General features: G+C 39.0%; 2 protein-coding genes. Both read right to left on the minus strand.

The features are described 5' to 3' along the window. Nucleotides 1-12: 12 nt before the first annotated feature. The gene (locus Q4Q47_RS17720; RefSeq protein WP_303307974.1) at nt 13-16,749 is read right to left on the minus strand and encodes a T9SS type B sorting domain-containing protein; all 16,737 of its coding nucleotides are present in this window, start codon (nt 16,747-16,749) and stop codon (nt 13-15) included. Nucleotides 16,750-16,837: 88 nt separating this feature from the next. Further along, complete coding sequence (locus tag Q4Q47_RS17725) at nt 16,838-19,933, minus strand: PorP/SprF family type IX secretion system membrane protein (RefSeq protein ID WP_303307975.1); 3,096 nt, start codon at nt 19,931-19,933, stop codon at nt 16,838-16,840. Between the last annotated feature and the right edge of the window lies 1 nt (nt 19,934).

The following is a 19,934-nucleotide window of genomic DNA, read 5'->3' on the forward strand; positions in this document are numbered from 1 at the left end:
CCTTTATTTTCATTATCTATAAAGTGTAAAATGTCCAACAAATTCACGATCGTCCTTTGGGTCATTGAGTTTTAAAACATACCAATAATCTCCAGTTGGAAGCTCAGAGCCATTATATTTTCCATCCCATGTATCTCCCACACGTAATGTTGCTATCTCTCGACCATATCTATCGAAAATATCGAAAGTAAGATCTTTATATTGAGACGTACAGCCTGGACCCCATTCATCAAGATTACCATCTCCATCTGGCGTAAAGTAATTAGAAATACATACATCTATATATTCAAAATATCTAGTAGCTGTAGCAACACAACCTTTACTGTCTGTCACAGTGACTGTATAATCTCCAGATGCATAAATAATAAACGTGTTAGTACTACCATAAGATTCATCATTAAGCGTGTATTCAAATGGTTCAGAACCTCCACCGGTTACTGCAACGATTTCATTTAATCCACCATCTTCTAAAACAAGTGTTAATGGATCGAATTGAGAAATATCGAAAGTTTCTGTTCTTTGAATACAACCATTCGTATGTCTTACATCTATAAAATGATCTAATCCAGCCGGCACGTTTACAAACACATTACTAGCTTGATATGGCCCACCATTTAACGAATAATCTAAATCTGTTGGATTTGTTATACTAGCATCCACAGTTACCGTAACGGTATTGGTTGATAAATTACCTGTACAACCATATTCAACACTAGCTTCGGGATTAATTATCACCGATTCCGGGAATGTTATAGTCCATTCAGACTCACAACCAAGAGCATCTCTAACATAAACTATATGGTCTCCGCCTCCAAGATTTGTGAAATCAAATACTGTTTGAGTTGGAGCTCCTGTTATGTAAGTACCATTTATATCATCTAAGGCAACACTATATGGTAAAACCCCTCCAGAAATATCAACACTAAATTCGCCATCCATATCACCCTCACAAATCTCAGGAATCAATGAATTAGGTACAATAGTCAGTATTACTGGAACTGGAGCATCTATAGTGAAATTATCAAATACGAAACAACCCAATTCATCCTGCGCTATGACTTGATAAGTACCAGGAGCAAGATTCTCAAATGTAGATGTTTCAAAAAATTGATCTAACCTAGGAGAAATAGCATATCTAATAACCCCTGTACCACCTGAAGCATTTATTTGTAAAATACCATCATTAGTACCAGGACACGTTACGGCACTTGTCACAAAACTTGCTATTAATGGATTTGCAGGCTCTGTAATATTAATAGTTGCCGAAGTAAACACACAATCTCCACTATCGACTCTTACTTGATAAATTCCAGTTACTAGATCTGTAAAAACACCTGGACTATTTTGTGTTACTGGCGTTATATTAGTTCCAGAAGCGTCTTGTAAGGTGTAAACATAATTACCCAAACCTCCTTGAGCCGTGGCAACTATGCTCCCTGTATTATCGCCTGCACAATTAATGTTAGTAGACACTATATCTGCTGTTAAAGCTGGAAGCGGATCAATTTTAATTTCATTAGACACATTCGCATTACAACCATTAGCATCTCTCACATAATATACATGAGTTCCGACCCCTACCGGGAATGTCGTTGATGATGCAAATGATCCTAATGTTGTTACAAAATTTTGAGTATCACTATACGTATATGGCCCTGTTCCTCCTGTAGCACTTAATGTTAATGTAGAACTTGTTAAACAGGTTTGTGAAGTCGCACTTGCTAAAGTTGTTTGTATTTGAGTAGGCTCATTTATAACAATATTAGGTGAGTTAAACACACAATTATAACCATCGGTTACAGTCACATTATAAGTTCCTGCTCCTAAATTAGTAAATACAGGCGATGTTTGAGGACCTGATGTAGTCGCCGTTGGCGAAATCATATTAAGTGAATAAGAATAATTACTTCCTTGTCCACCAGTCACTAAACTTACAGTTATTGTAGCATTTGTATCACCAAAGCAAGACAATAAGTTTGTACTTGGGGTTACCGTTGCACTAATAGGTGTTGGAATCGTAAGCGTAATTGGATCGGAAGCTATACAACCTCCTGCATCTCTTACATTTACAGTATAAGCTCCTGCTGCCAAGTTTCTAAACGTTCCGTTTGGAGAATAAGCAACTGTAGCTGCTCCTGTTAATTCATACTCATAAGTACCTCTACCTCCACTGGCAACAGCAGTAATAGTTCCTATATTATTATCACAGGTTACATTAGCAGTTTCTGTTGCTACCACTGTTAGTGGCGTAGCAGGAGAATCTATAGTAACTACATTCGATGTTGTTGTACAAAACGGACTAGCTGTTTCTGTCACAACCACTGTGTAATTACCTCCTGACAATCCCATGACTACTTCAGGATTAGTAGATGTATTAGCAGCTGTAAGACCTCTTACTGAGGCACCTGTGCTATCTAATATATCATAATTATAAGGTCCTGTATAACCCGTTACATTAATTTCAAATACCCCATTAGTGTCTGTAAAACAAGTGACCGCTGTTGTTGCAGTTATCACTGCATCAATAGTATCAAAAGGAGCTACAGTAAATGGCGGTGTTACTATCGTACAACCTGTAGTTAAGTCATTTACCTGGAAATAATAATCCCCGGGAGCTGTTATACTAAATATATTTGAAGCCTGTGGCGTACCACCTGGCAACATTTGATAACTAAAGTTACCAGAACCTCCGGTAACGGTTATTGCAACCGAACCTGTACCATTACAATCAATAGGTGTTGCAACGACCACTGTGGCTGCTGTTAATGTTGGCAATGGTGCTATAGCAACCGTATTGGTCGCTATACATCCATTATCATCTCTTACAAAGATGCTGATATTTTGTGCACTTCCCGTGTCAATGATATCAAACGTATTTGTGGTAAAATAATTTGTACCATCAATACTATATACATATGGTGCAGTTCCTGTTCCCGCTCCTTCATTAATGGTTAATGTAGACGTGTTTACAGAATTATCTGGTGCACACGTATAAGCAGTCGCCGTTCCTGAAACTGTTAGAAGAGATGGTTCTGTAACAGTAATATCATCGGCAAAGAAACACCCTCTACCTGAGTTTACTCGCACTGTATAAGTTCCAGCTATTAATCCTGTAAAAATATTTGAGGTCTGTGGGGCTACCACTATAGGTGCCGTTATCTCATAAGTATAAACTGGATTATCATTACTAGCAGGTAAACTTACAGTGATTGAACCATCATTGCCGCCATTACAGCTTACATCGACTACCGATGTCGTAAATGTTACTGGTGTTGCAGGGTCTAAAGTTACTGAAGCCGTACTTATACATGTAGTCACCGTATCGGTTATTGTAATCGTATAGGTTCCTGATGGTACACCAGAAATCACGTTACTAGAAATGCTTATTGATGCTGGACTCGGACTTATAGCAAAAGTATAAGGTCCTCCTGAACCTCCAGATGGTGTTATCGTGATCACACCATCATCATTAGTACAGCTAGGCAATGTCGTTATTACTGGTGTTAAATCTAAAGGTTCATAAACAGTTACAGGAGTACTAGTTGCTGTACAACCATTAGCATCTCTTACTGTTACTGTATAAGTTCCTGCTGTAGAAACCGTAAATGTTCCGCTAGATTGGAAACCAGTTCCTATAGAATATTCTAAAGGTGCTACACCTGAACTCCCAGTTATTGTAAAAGTAAATGGGTCTGCTCCTCCTATACATGTAGCCATTACAGGAACTGTTACTGTTGGTAATGGATCATTAGTGATATTAACGGTGCTCATTGCTGGACAACCATTAGCATCTAAAACATATACATCCCAAGTTAAAACTGTCCCTAAACTTGTGTCTACTGTTAAAACATTACTGTTACCATATGCTCCTGGTAAAGGTGCCGGAGCTCCTGATGCAAGTGCTATATAAGTATATGGTCCTGTACCATCTGTGGCCGTTACCGTTATTTGTGAGTTATAATTTGTACAGAATACATTGGTTCCTACTGCTGTAAATGCTAAAGGATTGGCCGGTTCATTTACGGTTACTGCAAATGTAGCTGTACAATCTGTTGTATTATCTGTTACATCTATAGTATAAATCCCAACTGCTAAACCTGGTAAGTTAACTGTGGCTCCTGATTGAGCTAAACCAACTACTGGTACTATTGGTACGATGCCGCCTGTTATAGTATAATCATAGGTTCCTGTAAAGCTTCCTACTGAGAAACTTACTGCGCCATCTGAGCCTCCATTACAATTAACATCATTAACCAATGATCCTGAAACTGTTATATTGGTTACTGGGTCTACTATATATGATTCTGTGTAATAACAACCATTGGCATCTCTTACTTCAAATAAATAGGTGTCTGGGGCTAAGCCTATGAAAACTCCAGTATTAAGCCCTGTAACATTTCCTGTTGCTGATGCTGGTGATAAAATCGCATAGGTTAATGGTCCTACCCCGCCTGTTGCTGTCAGGGTTACATTACTGGTTATATCTGTACAGGTAACTGGTGTAGATCCAAAACTTAAAGCTGTTGGTGGATCTAACGCCGTTACTACTATAGAACCTGGAACGGTACACCCTTGTGCATCTCTTACTATATAGTTTATTGTTTGATCTGATCCGTTATCGTTTACACTTAATGTGTTGGTTCCACTAAACCCTGATCCGTTAAAACTGTATTCGTATGGTGCTGTCCCTGTCCCTGGTGTAGCGGTTACCGTTACCGTTGCTGGCTGGTTCGTATTAGCTGGACTACAGCTTAATGGGGGTGCCACTGCTGCTGTTGCTGCTAATAACGTTGGTTCTGTTAATGTTACTGAACCATTAAATACACACCCTTTACTGTCCATTACTACATATGGGTATACAATATTCGCACTTAGCCCTGTATATAACAATGTTGCTGTAAATGCACTTCCGTTAAAACTATAAGTGTAAGGGCCTACGCCGCCTGATGCTGTTATTTGTACTGAACCATCGGCTGCGCCATTACATGTAGGGTCTACTGATGTTACCGTAGCTGTTGGGTTTGTTATCGCATCAATAGTAGTTGCATTCGTTACTATTTCACAACTGTTTGTATCTGTTATTCTAAACTGATACGTTCCTGCTACTGCGGTTGAATATGTAAACGTAGCTCCTACCGGTGCCGGTAAGACTGCTGAATAAGTAGCACCGCCATCTGTTGAAACCTCATAGGTCGTATATGTTGTCGTTCCTCCTGATACAACAACATCTATTGTTGCTTCGGCTGGTAACGAACACGTTAACTCTTTCGTTAATGTTGCATTTGCCAATAATTGTGGTTCTACAACATAAGGTGTTGTTGCCTCACATCCATTTCCATCTCTTACTGTTAATGTATAGGTTCCTGGGGTATTAATTACAAAGTTTGGACTCGCTTGAAAACCACTTCCTATACTATAGGTTAATGGTGCTATGGCCGTACCTGTTCCCTCTACTAATGTTATATTTAAAGGACTCCCTACGTAACATTGTTGTGCTACTGGATTGATTGTTGGCAATGGATCATTAGTGATATTTATGGTGCTCATTGCTGGACAACCATTAGCATCTAAAACATATACATCCCAAGCTAAAACTGTCCCTAAACTTGTGTCTACTGTTAAAACATTACTGTTACCATATGCTCCTGGTAAAGGTGCCGGAGCTCCTGATGCAAGTGCTATATAAGTATAAGGCCCTGTACCATCTGTGGCCGTTACCGTTATTTGTGAGTTATAATTTGTACAGAATACATTGGTTCCTACTGCTGTAAATGCTAAAGGATTCGCTGGCTCTCCAACGGTTACTGGAAACGTAGCTGTACAATCTGTTGTATTATCTGTTACATCTATCGTATAAGTCCCAACTGCTAAGCCTGGTAAGTTAACTGTGGCTCCTGATTGAGCTAAACCAACTACTGGTACTATTGGTACGATGCCACCTGTTATAGTATAATCATAGGTTCCTGTAAAGCTTCCTACTGAGAAACTTACTGCGCCATCTGAGCCTCCATTACAATTAACATCACTAACTAATGAGCCTGAAACTGTTATATTGATTACTGGATCTACCGTATATGATTCTGTGTAATAACATCCATTGGCATCTCTTACTTCAAATAAATAGGTGTCTGGGGCTAAGCCTATGAAAACTCCAGTATTAAGCCCTGTAACATTTCCTGTTGCTGATGCTGGTGATAAAATCGCATAGGTTAATGGTCCTACCCCGCCTGTTGCTGTCAGGGTTACATCACTGGTTAAATTTGTACATGTAACTGCTGGTGATACAAAACTTAAATCTGTTGGGGGATCTAACGCCGTTACTACTATAGAACCTGGAACGGTACACCCTTGTGCATCTCTTACTATATAGTTTATCGTCTGATCTGATCCGTTATCGTTTACACTTAATGTGTTGGTTGCACTAAACCCTGATCCGTTAAAACTGTATTCGTATGGTGCTGTCCCTGTCCCTGGTGTAGCGGTTACCGTTACCGTTGCTGGCTGGTTCGTATTAGCTGGACTACAGCTTAATGGGGGTGCCACTGCTGCTGTTGCTAATAATGCCAATGGCTCTGATAATGTTACTGAACCATTAAATTCACAACCTTTACTGTCTCTTACTACATATGGGTATGCAATATTTGCACTTAACCCTGTATATAATAATGTTGATGTAAATGCACTTCCGTTAAAACTATAGGTATAAGGGCCTACGCCGCCTGATGCTGTTATTTGTACTGAACCATCGGCTGCGCCATTACATGTAGGGTCTACTGATGTTACCGTAGCTGTTGGGTTTGTTATCGCATCAATAGTAGTTGCATTCGTTACTATTTCACAACTGTTTGTATCTGTTATTCTAAACTGATACGTTCCTGCTACTGCGGTTGAATATGTAAACGTAGCTCCTACCGGTGCCGGTAAGACTGCTGAATAAGTAGCACCGCCATCTGTTGAAACCTCATAGGTCGTATATGTTGTCGTTCCTCCTGATACAACAACATCTATTGTTGCTTCGGCTGGTAACGAACACGTTAACTCTTTCGTTAATGTTGCATTTGCCAATAATTGTGGTTCTACAACATAAGGTGTTGTTGCCTCACATCCATTTCCATCTCTTACTGTTAATGTATAGGTTCCTGGGGTATTAATTACAAAGTTTGGACTCGCTTGAAAACCACTTCCTATACTATAGGTTAATGGTGCTATGGCCGTACCTGTTCCCTCTACTAATGTTATATTTAAAGGACTCCCTACGTAACATTGTTGTGCTACTGGATTGATTGTTGGTAATGGGTCATGAGTAACACTAACGGTGATCATTGTAGGACAACCATTGGCATCTAAAACATACACATCCCAATCTAAATCTGATCCCGAATTTGTATTAACTGTGATAACATTACTACTACCATAAGCGCCTACTAACGGAGCTGGTGCTCCTTGTATTACTGCTGCATAAGTATAAGGTCCTGTACCTCCTACTGTTGTAAGTGTAAATTGGGCATCAGCATTACAATTTGAAGGTACCAAGTTTGAAACTGTTGTAGAAACTGGTTGTGTCGGTTGTGTAATTTCAAAAGTAAATGTACTAGCACAAAGCGTTCCTGTTGCCTCTCTAGCTTCTAAAACATAATTACCCGGAGGTAAAGCAGTAATAGTATGTGATACTGGCCCTCCTGCCGGTCCAACTAGTGTTCCGTTTACTGGTGTTGGTAATGGTAATAATGTTAGAGCATTTAATAGTCTATAATCAATATCTGTAACCGTAGGGTCATAATTTTCAACGGTAAATGCAAATGTACCATCATCAGCACCATTACAAGTTACGTTGGTCACTGTTGTACCCGATATGGCTATCGTAGATGGTGGTGCTGGCGTTACAATAGGTAAAACAAAAATACAATTATTCGCATCTCTTACCTGTAAAAAGTAACTTACATTATGTAATAGTCCAGTAAAAGTATAAACAGCTGGTCCAACTGTTTCAGGTTGACCTAAAATCGAATAATTATAAGGTCCTGTTCCTCCTATTGTTGTAACGGTATAATCCACTCCAGTAGCACAATTATTTGTATCTACATTACCAGTTAATAATAAATCCGGTGTTGTATTTACTCTTATAGAGCCACTGTTGAATTCACAACCGTTGTCATCTACAATTCTAACATAATAATCTCCAAAGGATAATCCTCCAAAAGTATGTGTTGGAGTTGGTGCTGCTGATGCTTCAACATGTGCTAATCCAACTTGCGTAAAGGTATTATCTAATAAAGTATAAGTATAATTTGCTGTACCTCCTGAAGTTATACTAACTTCAATTCTTCCTGGTGTTGGTACCATACCTGTACATGATAACCCAAATGGCTGAACATTAGCAATAATTGGTGACGGGTTATTTAATGTTACAGACCCTGCTACTGTACAACTTAAATTATCTCTTACCACATAATTATAGACACCTGCTCCCAAACCTCCAAATACATTGGTAGACACAAAAGTAGCACCTCCATCTATACTATAAGTAAAAGGAGCCTGACCTGCTGTGGCCGTTAAGGTAATAGAACCATCTGTATAACCATTACATGTAGGATCCAACTGTACATCTAATGCTGTTACCGGTACTAAAGCTACCACTGTAATTTCATTGGTTATTACCGTACAAGTACCGCCTGTTATGTTTGTATCTGTTATTCTAAACTCATATGTTCCTACAACAGAGGTTGGATATGTAAATGACGCGCCTACTGGTGCTGGTAACACCGGTACGTAAGCAGCTCCATTTATAGAAACTTCATACGCTGTGTAGTTCGCATTTCCTCCTGATATGTTCACATCAATAGCTGCATCTGGTGAAACGGAACAATCTAAACCTTTTGTTAAAGCAGCAATTGCCTGTAATTGAGGATCAACCACATAAGGTGTTGTCGCCTCACATCCATTTCCATCTCTTACTGTTAATGTATAGGTTCCTGGGGTATTAATTACAAAGTTTGGACTCGCTTGAAAACCACTGCCTATACTATAGGTTAATGGCGCTATGGCCGTACCTGTTCCCTCTACTAATGTTATATTTAAAGGACTTCCTACGTAACATTGTTGTGCTACTGGATTGATTGTTGGCAATGGATCATTAGTGATATTAACGGTGCTCATTGCTGGACAACCATTAGCATCTAAAACATATACATCCCAAGTTAAAACTGTCCCTAAACTTGTGTCTACTGTTAAAACATTACTGTTACCATATGCTCCTGGTAAAGGTGCCGGAGCTCCTGATGCAAGTGCTATATAAGTATATGGTCCTGTACCATCTGTGGCCGTTACCGTTATTTGTGAGTTATAATTTGTACAGAATACATTGGTTCCTACTGCTGTAAATGCTAAAGGATTGGCCGGTTCATTTACGGTTACTGCAAATGTAGCTGTACAATCTGTTGTATTATCTGTTACATCTATAGTATAAATCCCAACTGCTAAACCTGGTAAGTTAACTGTGGCTCCTGATTGAGCTAAACCAACTACTGGTACTATTGGTACGATGCCGCCTGTTATAGTATAATCATAGGTTCCTGTAAAGCTTCCTACTGAGAAACTTACTGCGCCATCTGAGCCTCCATTACAATTAACATCATTAACCAATGATCCTGAAACTGTTATATTGGTTACTGGGTCTACTATATATGATTCTGTGTAATAACAACCATTGGCATCTCTTACTTCAAATAAATAGGTGTCTGGGGCTAAGCCTATGAAAACTCCAGTATTAAGCCCTGTAACATTTCCTGTTGCTGATGCTGGTGATAAAATCGCATAGGTTAATGGTCCTACCCCGCCTGTTGCTGTCAGGGTTACATTACTGGTTATATCTGTACAGGTAACTGGTGTAGATCCAAAACTTAAAGCTGTTGGTGGATCTAACGCCGTTACTACTATAGAACCTGGAACGGTACACCCTTGTGCATCTCTTACTATATAGTTTATTGTTTGATCTGATCCGTTATCGTTTACACTTAATGTGTTGGTTCCACTAAACCCTGATCCGTTAAAACTGTATTCGTATGGTGCTGTCCCTGTCCCTGGTGTAGCGGTTACCGTTACTGTTGCTGGCTGGTTCGTATTAGCTGGACTACAGCTTAATGGGGGTGCCACTGCTGCTGTTGCTGCTAATAACGTTGGTTCTGTTAATGTTACTGAACCATTAAATACACACCCTTTACTGTCCATTACTACATATGGGTATACAATATTCGCACTTAGCCCTGTATATAACAATGTTGCTGTAAATGCACTTCCGTTAAAACTATAAGTGTAAGGGCCTACGCCGCCTGATGCTGTTATTTGTACCGATCCATCGGCTGCTCCAAAACAAGTAGGGTTTACTGATGTTACTGTTGCTGTTGGATTTGTTATCGCATCAATAGTAACAACATTGGATTCTACCACACATCCCTGTGCATCGGTAATTCTAAACCTGTAATCTCCTGGGTTTGGCGTTAAATATGTAAACGGGTTTGCTGTTACTGCGGATGAAACTCCATATGCTCCTCCATTTACGGATATCTCATAAGTATACGGAGATACCCCTCCCGCAACTGTAAACGTTATCAAGGCATCGGGCGTAACGGAACAATCTAACTCCTTCGTTAATACAGCTCCTACCGTTAACTGAGGATCAACCACATAAGGTGTTGTCGCCTCACATCCATTTCCATCTCTTACTGTTAATGTATAGGTTCCTGGGGTATTAATTACAAAGTTTGGACTCGCTTGAAAACCACTGCCTATACTATAGGTTAATGGTGCTATGGCCGTACCTGTTCCCTCTACTAATGTTATATTTAAAGGACTTCCTACGTAACATTGTTGTGCTACTGGATTGATTGTTGGCAATGGATCATTAGTGATATTTATGGTGCTCATTGCTGGACAACCATTAGCATCTAAAACATATACATCCCAAGCTAAAACTGTCCCTAAACTTGTGTCTACTGTTAAAACATTACTGTTACCATATGCTCCTGGTAAAGGTGCCGGAGCTCCTGATGCAAGTGCTATATAAGTATAAGGCCCTGTACCATCTGTGGCCGTTACCGTTATTTGTGAGTTATAATTTGTACAGAATACATTGGTTCCTACTGCTGTAAATGCTAAAGGATTGGCCGGTTCATTTACGGTTACTGCAAATGTAGCTGTACAATCTGTTGTATTATCTGTTACATCTATAGTATAAATCCCAACTGCTAAACCTGGTAAGTTAACTGTGGCTCCTGATTGAGCTAAACCAACTACTGGTACTATTGGTACGATGCCGCCTGTTATAGTATAATCATAGGTTCCTGTAAAGCTTCCTACTGAGAAACTTACTGCGCCATCTGATCCACCATTACAATTAACATCACTAACCAATGATCCTGAAACTGTTATATTGATTACTGGATCTACCGTATATGATTCTGTGTAATAACATCCATTGGCATCTCTTACTTCAAATAAATAGGTGTCTGGGGCTAAGCCTATGAAAACTCCAGTATTAAGCCCTGTAACATTTCCTGTTGCTGATGCTGGTGATAAAATCGCATAGGTTAATGGTCCTACCCCGCCTGTTGCTGTCAGGGTTACATTACTGGTTATATCTGTACAGGTAACTGGTGTAGATCCAAAACTTAAATCTGTTGGTGGATCTAACGCCGTTACTACTATAGAACCTGGAACGGTACACCCTTGTGCATCTCTTACTATATAGTTTATCGTTTGATCTGATCCGTTATCGTTTACACTTAATGTGTTGGTTGCACTAAACCCTGATCCGTTAAAACTGTATTCGTATGGTGCTGTCCCTGTCCCTGGTGTAGCGGTTACCGTTACCGTTGCTGGCTGGTTCGTATTAGCTGGACTACAGCTTAATGGGGGTGCCACTGCTGCTGTTGCTGCTAATAACGTTGGTTCTGTTAATGTTACTGAACCATTAAATACACACCCTTTACTGTCCATTACTACATATGGGTATACAATATTCGCACTTAGCCCTGTATATAACAATGTTGCTGTAAATGCACTTCCGTTAAAACTATAGGTATAAGGGCCTACGCCGCCTGATGCTGTTATTTGTACCGATCCATCGGCTGCGCCATTACATGTAGGGTCTACTGGTATTACCGTAGCTGTTGGGTTTGTTATCGCATCAATAGTAACAACATTCGATTCTGCCACACATCCCTGTGCATCGGTAATTCTAAACCTGTAATCTCCTGGGTTTGGCGTTAAATATGTAAACGGGTTTGCTGTTACTGCGGATGAAACTCCATATGCTCCTCCATTTACGGATATCTCATAAGTATACGGGGATACCCCTCCCGCTACTGTAAACGTTATCAAGGCATCTGGCGTAGCGGAACAATCCAAATCTTTCGTTAAAACCGCACTTACCGTTAATTGTGGGGCAATAGTTTGAGCGGGCAAAGTAACCGTACATCCATAGGCATCTCTTACTATAATCGTATAATTCCCAGGAGTTAAATTAGCAAATGTATTACCAGGTCCAAAAGGGCCTCCATTAATATTATACTCATAAGGAATCTGCCCTCCTGATGCTGTTACCACTAACGTCGCTGCATTGGTTACATCATAACATAAATCTGATGTTACATCAATAGAAGCTGTTGGTGCTGTTGGTGAACTTAAAGTAAATGTATCTGTAACTATACATCCATTTGCGTCTGTAACCGTTACCGTATAAGTTCCTGTCTGCGTTAAGTTTGCAAACGTATTACTTCCTTGCGGCCCTAAAACTGTTGTATCTGGTAATGTAAGCGTATATGTATTTCCGCCCCAACCTCCTGTGGCATTAATAACAACACTACCATCAACATCACAAGTAATAGGAGACTCGGTTGCCGTAACACTTAATGACACTGGTGGTTCATTTACCGTTACAGAAGCCGTATCCTGGCAATTTGTTGTTGTATCCGTGATAAGAATCGTATAAGTTCCAGCTCCCAAACCTGTTAGATTAATAGGAGACGTTCCTGCTGCGGAAGCGCCACCATTAATCGTATAAGTAAAGCCAGTTGATCCTGAAACTGTAAATCGAACTGCACCATCTAAGGCTCCAACACAAGTAACATCATTTATCAATTGCCCTACTACGCTTAATGCTGGCAGTGGATCAATGGTATAAGACTCACTATAAGTACAATCAGCCGCATCTCTTACCTGAAATGTATAAGTTCCTGGCGTTAATCCTGAAAAAATATTTGAAGCTTGATACGCTGTAGCCGATGCTGCAGGTGCTGTTATTTGATATTCTAATGTTCCTAAACCTCCTGTTGTTCCAGTAATTGTAACGTCAGACACATTTAAAGGGCAAGTTAGAGCTGAGCTACTAAAAGCTAAATCTGTTGGTGGGTCTAATGGATCTATCGTTATAGGTGCTGCTACAAATGTACAATTATTGGCATCTCTTATAGTAACTGTATAAGTACCATCTGTTAATCCTGTAAATGTAAGTCCTGGTTGAAAAGTAACGCCATCAATACTATATGTATAAGGCCCTGTTCCTCCTGAAACTCCAGAAACAGTTATAACACCATTCGTAATACAAGTATATGGTGTTGTTAATGTCACTGTTCCTGTAACTGCAGAAAGTTCTATGATATTTATTGTTTGAGGTGCAGTCTCACAGACATCTGGTCCTGTAGTGTATTCAACGACTACCTCATAATTTCCAACAGCGAGCCCTGTAAAATTAGGTGAATTAAAGAATGTCGCCCCATTATCAATACTATATCGTAAACTATTGCCATTAGGGTTTGTAACATTAATATTTATTTCTCCAACATTACCTGAGCCTGCACATAAAATATCCGTTTTAGTAATATTAAAATCTGGAGGTAGTACGGGATCTACCGTTATTGATAAATCTACAAAACAGTTATTAGAATCTACTACTCTAATATTATATACGCCTCCTGGATTCGATACAGGAATTACCGGCACGGTTTGAAAAACAGTTGTACTATTTACAAAATAGAAATAAGGTGCTGTACCTCCTACCGGATATACGGTAATCTCCCCGTCCGTACAAGTTAATGGACTTGTTAATGCCGCAGTAGCTGTTAACAGTGGCGGGTTTATTATTGTTATATCTCCTGTATAAGCACAACCATCGTCTGTCGATACATTTATAGTATATGTTCCAGGATTTAAGTTCGGAAACGTATAATCACCAGCAACTATAGGACCTACACTATTTATTAATGTACCTCCTAGGGAAATTGAAAAGTAATACTGTGGACGCACATCATTTGCCGCTATTAAGACACTTCCTTGTCCGTTATGACATAAGGGTTGTGTAATGTCTGTTGAAACGGTAAAATTTCTTTCTCTTATTTGAATATCTGGTACTGTAAAGATACAAGGGTTAGGTGTCACACCAATTTGTCTAATATAAACAGTATAAATACCTGCAGTTGTAATAGAAAAAATATTACTTGCTTGAAAATTTACATTATCAATACTGTATTCATAGCCGCTAGGAACATCTCCTACAACTATTTCTCCTGGTGTTGTACAAATAATATCATTAGTTGTTACTGTAGGATTCAATACATTTTCATAAACATTGAAGAAAAACTCATTAAAACAACCGCCTGTGTAATTTATCGTTAATCTATATTGTCCTGCTGTATCTACCAGATAATCTGGTCCGGTTTGGACTTGATTCCATGCACAAGAAGCATCTTCATTAGCACATCTAATATCAGCAACTGCAGCACAGCTTGTTTCGTCCAATCTTTCCCAAATTATTGAGGATGCATCAGTAATATTTGTGTCAATAAATGTTGTATCATTAGCACCACACATAAATATATTAGGTAATGCTTTTCCATCATTAGGACATGTAACTACTTGATCTGCAAATGGAATGACTGGATTTGTAACCCCAGCTCCATAAGTAATGACATTAAATATTTGATCGATAGATTGACAAGGTGCCGTTGCTGTATTACGAACATAATATGTATCTGCTGTTGTAACTGTTATAGATTGCGTTGTTCCTATTACCGGAGTACCCGAAGGACTTGTTGACCATGAATATGTATCATAATCGGCACCTGCCGTTAATACGACATTATCTCCACAGAGTATAACGTCTTCTTCAAACGTACAATTAATATCAGCCAAAAAGTTCGTAGCCCCTGGTGTAATTAAACAGCCTGTATTGGTACTATAACTTGGGTCATCAGAAATAACAAACAAAGGGTTTAGTGTTCCTCTATATGTTGAAAATGCCTGATTACTTACAACATTATCACACGCATTATTTAATAAGCTACATTCTCTTACTACCGTAACTTTAAAACGAATTTCTAGTATAGGATCATTCTCCTCAATCACAGAATCGTCTACAGCAAAAATAAGCTCTCTGGTTCCCGCGTTATAACTCTGTACTGTAACACCCGGAGGCAATAAGCCTATGTCAGCGGGGTAATTAAACTCAATATTGGTAGGAAGTATATCCCTAATCGTGAGACCAGTAGCATCATCATTTCCTGTATTTTGAAAACCAATAACATAATTTAATTCTTCTCCAAGATTTACTAATCCTCCTCCAATATTGTTTCCTGAAGAATCCTCAACGGTCTTAGTCAGTACCATATTTGGGGCGATAATGTCGACAGCAAAAGCGAAAAAGTATGGAAAATAAGTGTCTCCAGTGGATTCTAAACGTACTGTAGCACTCGTATCATTATTAGCAATAACAGTATTGCTAGGATTAGGAATAGCTAATATACCTGTATCAAACCCTAATGCATTACTACTATTAGGTTGTCTGACAGGTGGCCCGGTTACCGAGCTATTAAAAAAGTTATTTGTTGCACGATTCAAATCGGACAAACTTGTTCCATTAATTCTTAAACGATCACCAGTAATTGGTTTATCTCCCTCTAAAGCTGCAAATGCAAAATTTGCTCTGACCGGTGCAGGTGCTGGCACTGTTCTAAATCCAGAAACTGCGACATCAACCGTAGGGTTAGAAGCACTGGTAATGGTACTAAAACCATCAAAACTAGTGATTGATTTACCCGGATATGATGGGTTCTGGTATACTATAAATAAAGACCAACCTGCAGAATACCCTGTACCATTTCTAGGGATAAAAGTATCTGTTTGTCCTTCAGCTGATGATACATTGGCAACTGTATATGTTCCCTGGTCGGTTCCTAACGCTCTTATTATATTTGTTACATCTGCATAACATGCATATGGAAAACTATTACCTCCATCTACTGATGTGCCTCCTGCATTAAAAATAGTGTCATCTGCCACAATATCTACATATCCACCTGAGGGCCCTCTTAATTTTACATCGGTAATAGATTCAGTGCCACTTGTAACCGCACTCCAATATAGACCGGCATGTACAACTTCATAACAACTATTGGCTGCGGGAGGAATGTTAGGATTAATAGGAATTGCTAAATCCGCACTTGATGAACTAAACGTTGTTGCATCTGAATCAATATCAATATATCTCATATTAACCGTATGGTTATATGTTGAGTTATTATTGAAATCATTATTATTTGGTCCCAAAATGTTATTACCTATCAGAACGATATCACCCTTCAAATCTTGATTAAATCTGGGTGTGAAGGGCACTTGATTTTGAGCGAATAATTGTAAACTGAACAAAAATATCAGTAGAACAATTAGTTCTTTTTTAAAAGTAGTAGGTTTTTTCATAATAGTTTATATTTGATGCTTCTTTATCCTCATTTGTATTGGGGCATAATCAGATAAAGTATAGCTAGACTAGTTTTGTTGCATATTTCTAATTTTCAATTTTAACCATTGACATTTTTCCATTATATGGTTTATCACCTTTAGTTTTTAAAGCCCTTGTTGCTTGTTCTACACTATTAAACTTCTCATAATAAATGAAATACTTACTAGTGTTTTCGTCGTAGAAGAAGTTTATATCAGCTTGTCCTGCAGATACTGCTTTCTTTACAAACTCATCTCTTTTATCAACATCATTATGTACAGCAATTACTAAATAATAACCACTTTCTGTATTTTTAACATCTTTTACAATTTGTATGTTTTCACTCTGTTTTTCTCCAAAATCAAAATCTTCTTCTTTAAGAGGTACCGTACTTACACGTGTATTTTGTTTGATTCGATTTAATGTAGCCATATCTTTTGAATGCCTGTCATCTGCATTATCGTAAGCCGCACGTTTAATTCTTCGTTTTCTCTCTATTTCTGTAGCTACATTAATTTTATCTAATGCAGACATTAAATTTTCTCTTGATTTTAAAGCTTGTATTTGTTCTGATTTCAATCTTTCTAACATTTTCAATTCAGTCGGATTAATCGAACCTTTATATGATTTTTCTAACTTTTCAATTTGCTCATTTCGGGTATTAATAACACCGTCAAGCTCTGATTTCAAGGATTCTAAAGCAGCATTTTCTGCTGTTATACTTTTAAAAGGTCTTGGAGCTTTAAAAATACCTTTTTCACCTAAATCATTTTCTTCTTTTAAATCCTTAAGGTCTTGATCTCTAATAGCCACTGTTTCATCTAACCTTGTTAATAAATCATTCATCGATTTGGTAATATCAGCTACTGGTGATTTTGCCCTTTCTTCTTCTTCAGCTTTAGCTTTGGCCGCTGCTTCTGCTGCCGCTTTTAATCTGGCTTCTTCGTCTGCTTTGGCTTTCGCTTCTGCTGCTGCTTTTAACCTAGCCTCTTCATCTGCTTTGGCTTTCGCTTCTGCTGCTGCCTTTAATCTGGCTGCTTCATCCGCTTTTGCTTTCGCTTCGGCTGCTGCCTTTAATCTGGCCGCTTCGTCTGCTTTGGCTTTGGCTTCGGCTGCTGCCTTTAATCTAGCTGCTTCGTCTGCTTTGGCTTTCGCTTCTGCTGCCGCTTTTAATCTGGCTTCTTCGTCTGCTTTGGCTTCGGCTGCCGCTTTTAACCTAGCCTCTTCATCTGCTTTGGCTTTCGCTTCGGCTGTTGCCTTTAATCTAGCTGCTTCGTCTGCTTTGGCTTTCGCTTCTGCTGCTGCCTTTAATCTAGCTGCTTCGTCTGCTTTTGCTTTCGCTTCGGCTGCTGCTTTTAACCTGGCCTCTTCATCTGCTTTGGCTTTCGCCTCGGCTGCTGCTTTTAACCTAGCCTCTTCATCCGCTTTTGCTTTCGCTTCGGCTGCCGCTTTTAACCTAGCTGCTTCGTCTGCTTTTGCTTTCGCTTCGGCTGCTGCCTTTAATCTAGCTGCTTCGTCTGCTTTGGCTTTCGCTTCGGCTGCTGCTTTCAATCTGGCCGCTTCGTCTGCTTTGGCTTTCGCTTCGGCTGCTGCTTTTAACCTGGCCGCTTCGTCTGCTTTGGCTTTCGCTTCTGCTGCTGCCTTTAATCTAGCTGCTTCGTCTGCTTTGGCTTTCGCTTCGGCGGCTGCTTTTAACCTAGCTGCTTCATCTGCTTTGGCTTTCGCTTCTGCTGCTGCTTTTAATCTGGCTGCTTCGTCTGCTTTGGCTTTCGCTTCTGCTGCTGCTTTTAATCTGGCTGCTTCATCTGCTTTGGCTTTCGCTTCGGCTGCTGCCTTTAATCTGGCTGCTTCGTCTGCTTTGGCTTTCGCTTCGGCTGCTGCCTTTAATCTGGCCGCTTCGTCTGCTTTTGCTTTCGCCTCGGCTGCTGCCTTTAATCTAGCTGCTTCGTCTGCTTTTGCTTTCGCCTCGGCTGTCGCTTTTAATCTGGCTGCTTCTTCATCTGCCTTAGCTTTAGCTTCTGCGGCTTCTTTTGCCCTAGCTGCTGCTTCAGCTCTTTCTTTAGCTCTTTCTTCTGCTGCTTTTACTCTAGCTGCTGCATCGGCTTTTGCTTTCGCTGCCGCTGCTGCTCTTTCTTTAGCCGAAACTTTTGGTTTTGTAGGCGCTTTTCTCCTAGCTATAGGACGTCTTGTTCTTTTAGTAGGAATAATAATTGAATTTTCTTCGTCATCACCACTATATCTATATCTGTATCTATTTTTAAATTTATAAGCTAAAGTAATATCATGAGAGCTTCCAAAATCTACTAAGTCTCCCATCGCTTTTTCAAAATTATACTCTATAGAAATTTGAGTGCTAATATTAAGCCCCAATCCACCGGATAATCCATATAAAGTGTTGTATCCTACTTGTGCCCAAATACCTTTAGGAACAGTCAACATAGCTATTCCGGAAAGAACCGTTTTATCCTTTTTGAATTCTGATCTAATTAATCCGGAAAACTTACTTTCATCAAAAAAACCGCGACTATTAGTATAACCTGTATACATAACATGTGCCTGAATACTTTGTTCAGGATCATCTTCAACTATTTTTGATGTTTTTAAATTATATAAAACAGCATTATTAATTGATAGTCCAAAATCAAGAAAATCTGTGCCATAATTTATTCCAGGATTTACAGTTAATAATGAATTTGAAGGTATATTATCTAATGAATCGTCTGGAAAATTTGTGACTATTTTGCCGTCGTTCAAACCACTTTTGTAAAATCCCAGATTCATACCAAAAGTTAAATTGCTATCTCTGTCTAAAACAACATTATAAGCAAAATTTAAGACCCCCCCAAAGGTGGTTAATACGCCATAACTTTGTTGAAATAATCCAACACCAACACCTATATCTTCTCTAAATCTTCCTGAGTAACCGAATAAATATGTTTGTGGAGCATCTTCAAACTGAACCCATTGTCTTTTATTATTAAAACTAATATATTTATTTTGTTCTCTTACAAAACTGAAAGTAGGATTGATAATATATCTATTAAACTTTAAAGAATTTCTAACAGGTAGCGCAAACGAAACAACTCCATCTTCTTTTTCTTGAGTATGGAATTGCTGTAAAAAACATAAAAATATAACGATATGTAATAAATATTTTTTCACG

This window comes from Flavivirga spongiicola (assembly GCF_030540825.1).
GTDB lineage: Bacteria > Bacteroidota > Bacteroidia > Flavobacteriales > Flavobacteriaceae > Flavivirga > Flavivirga spongiicola.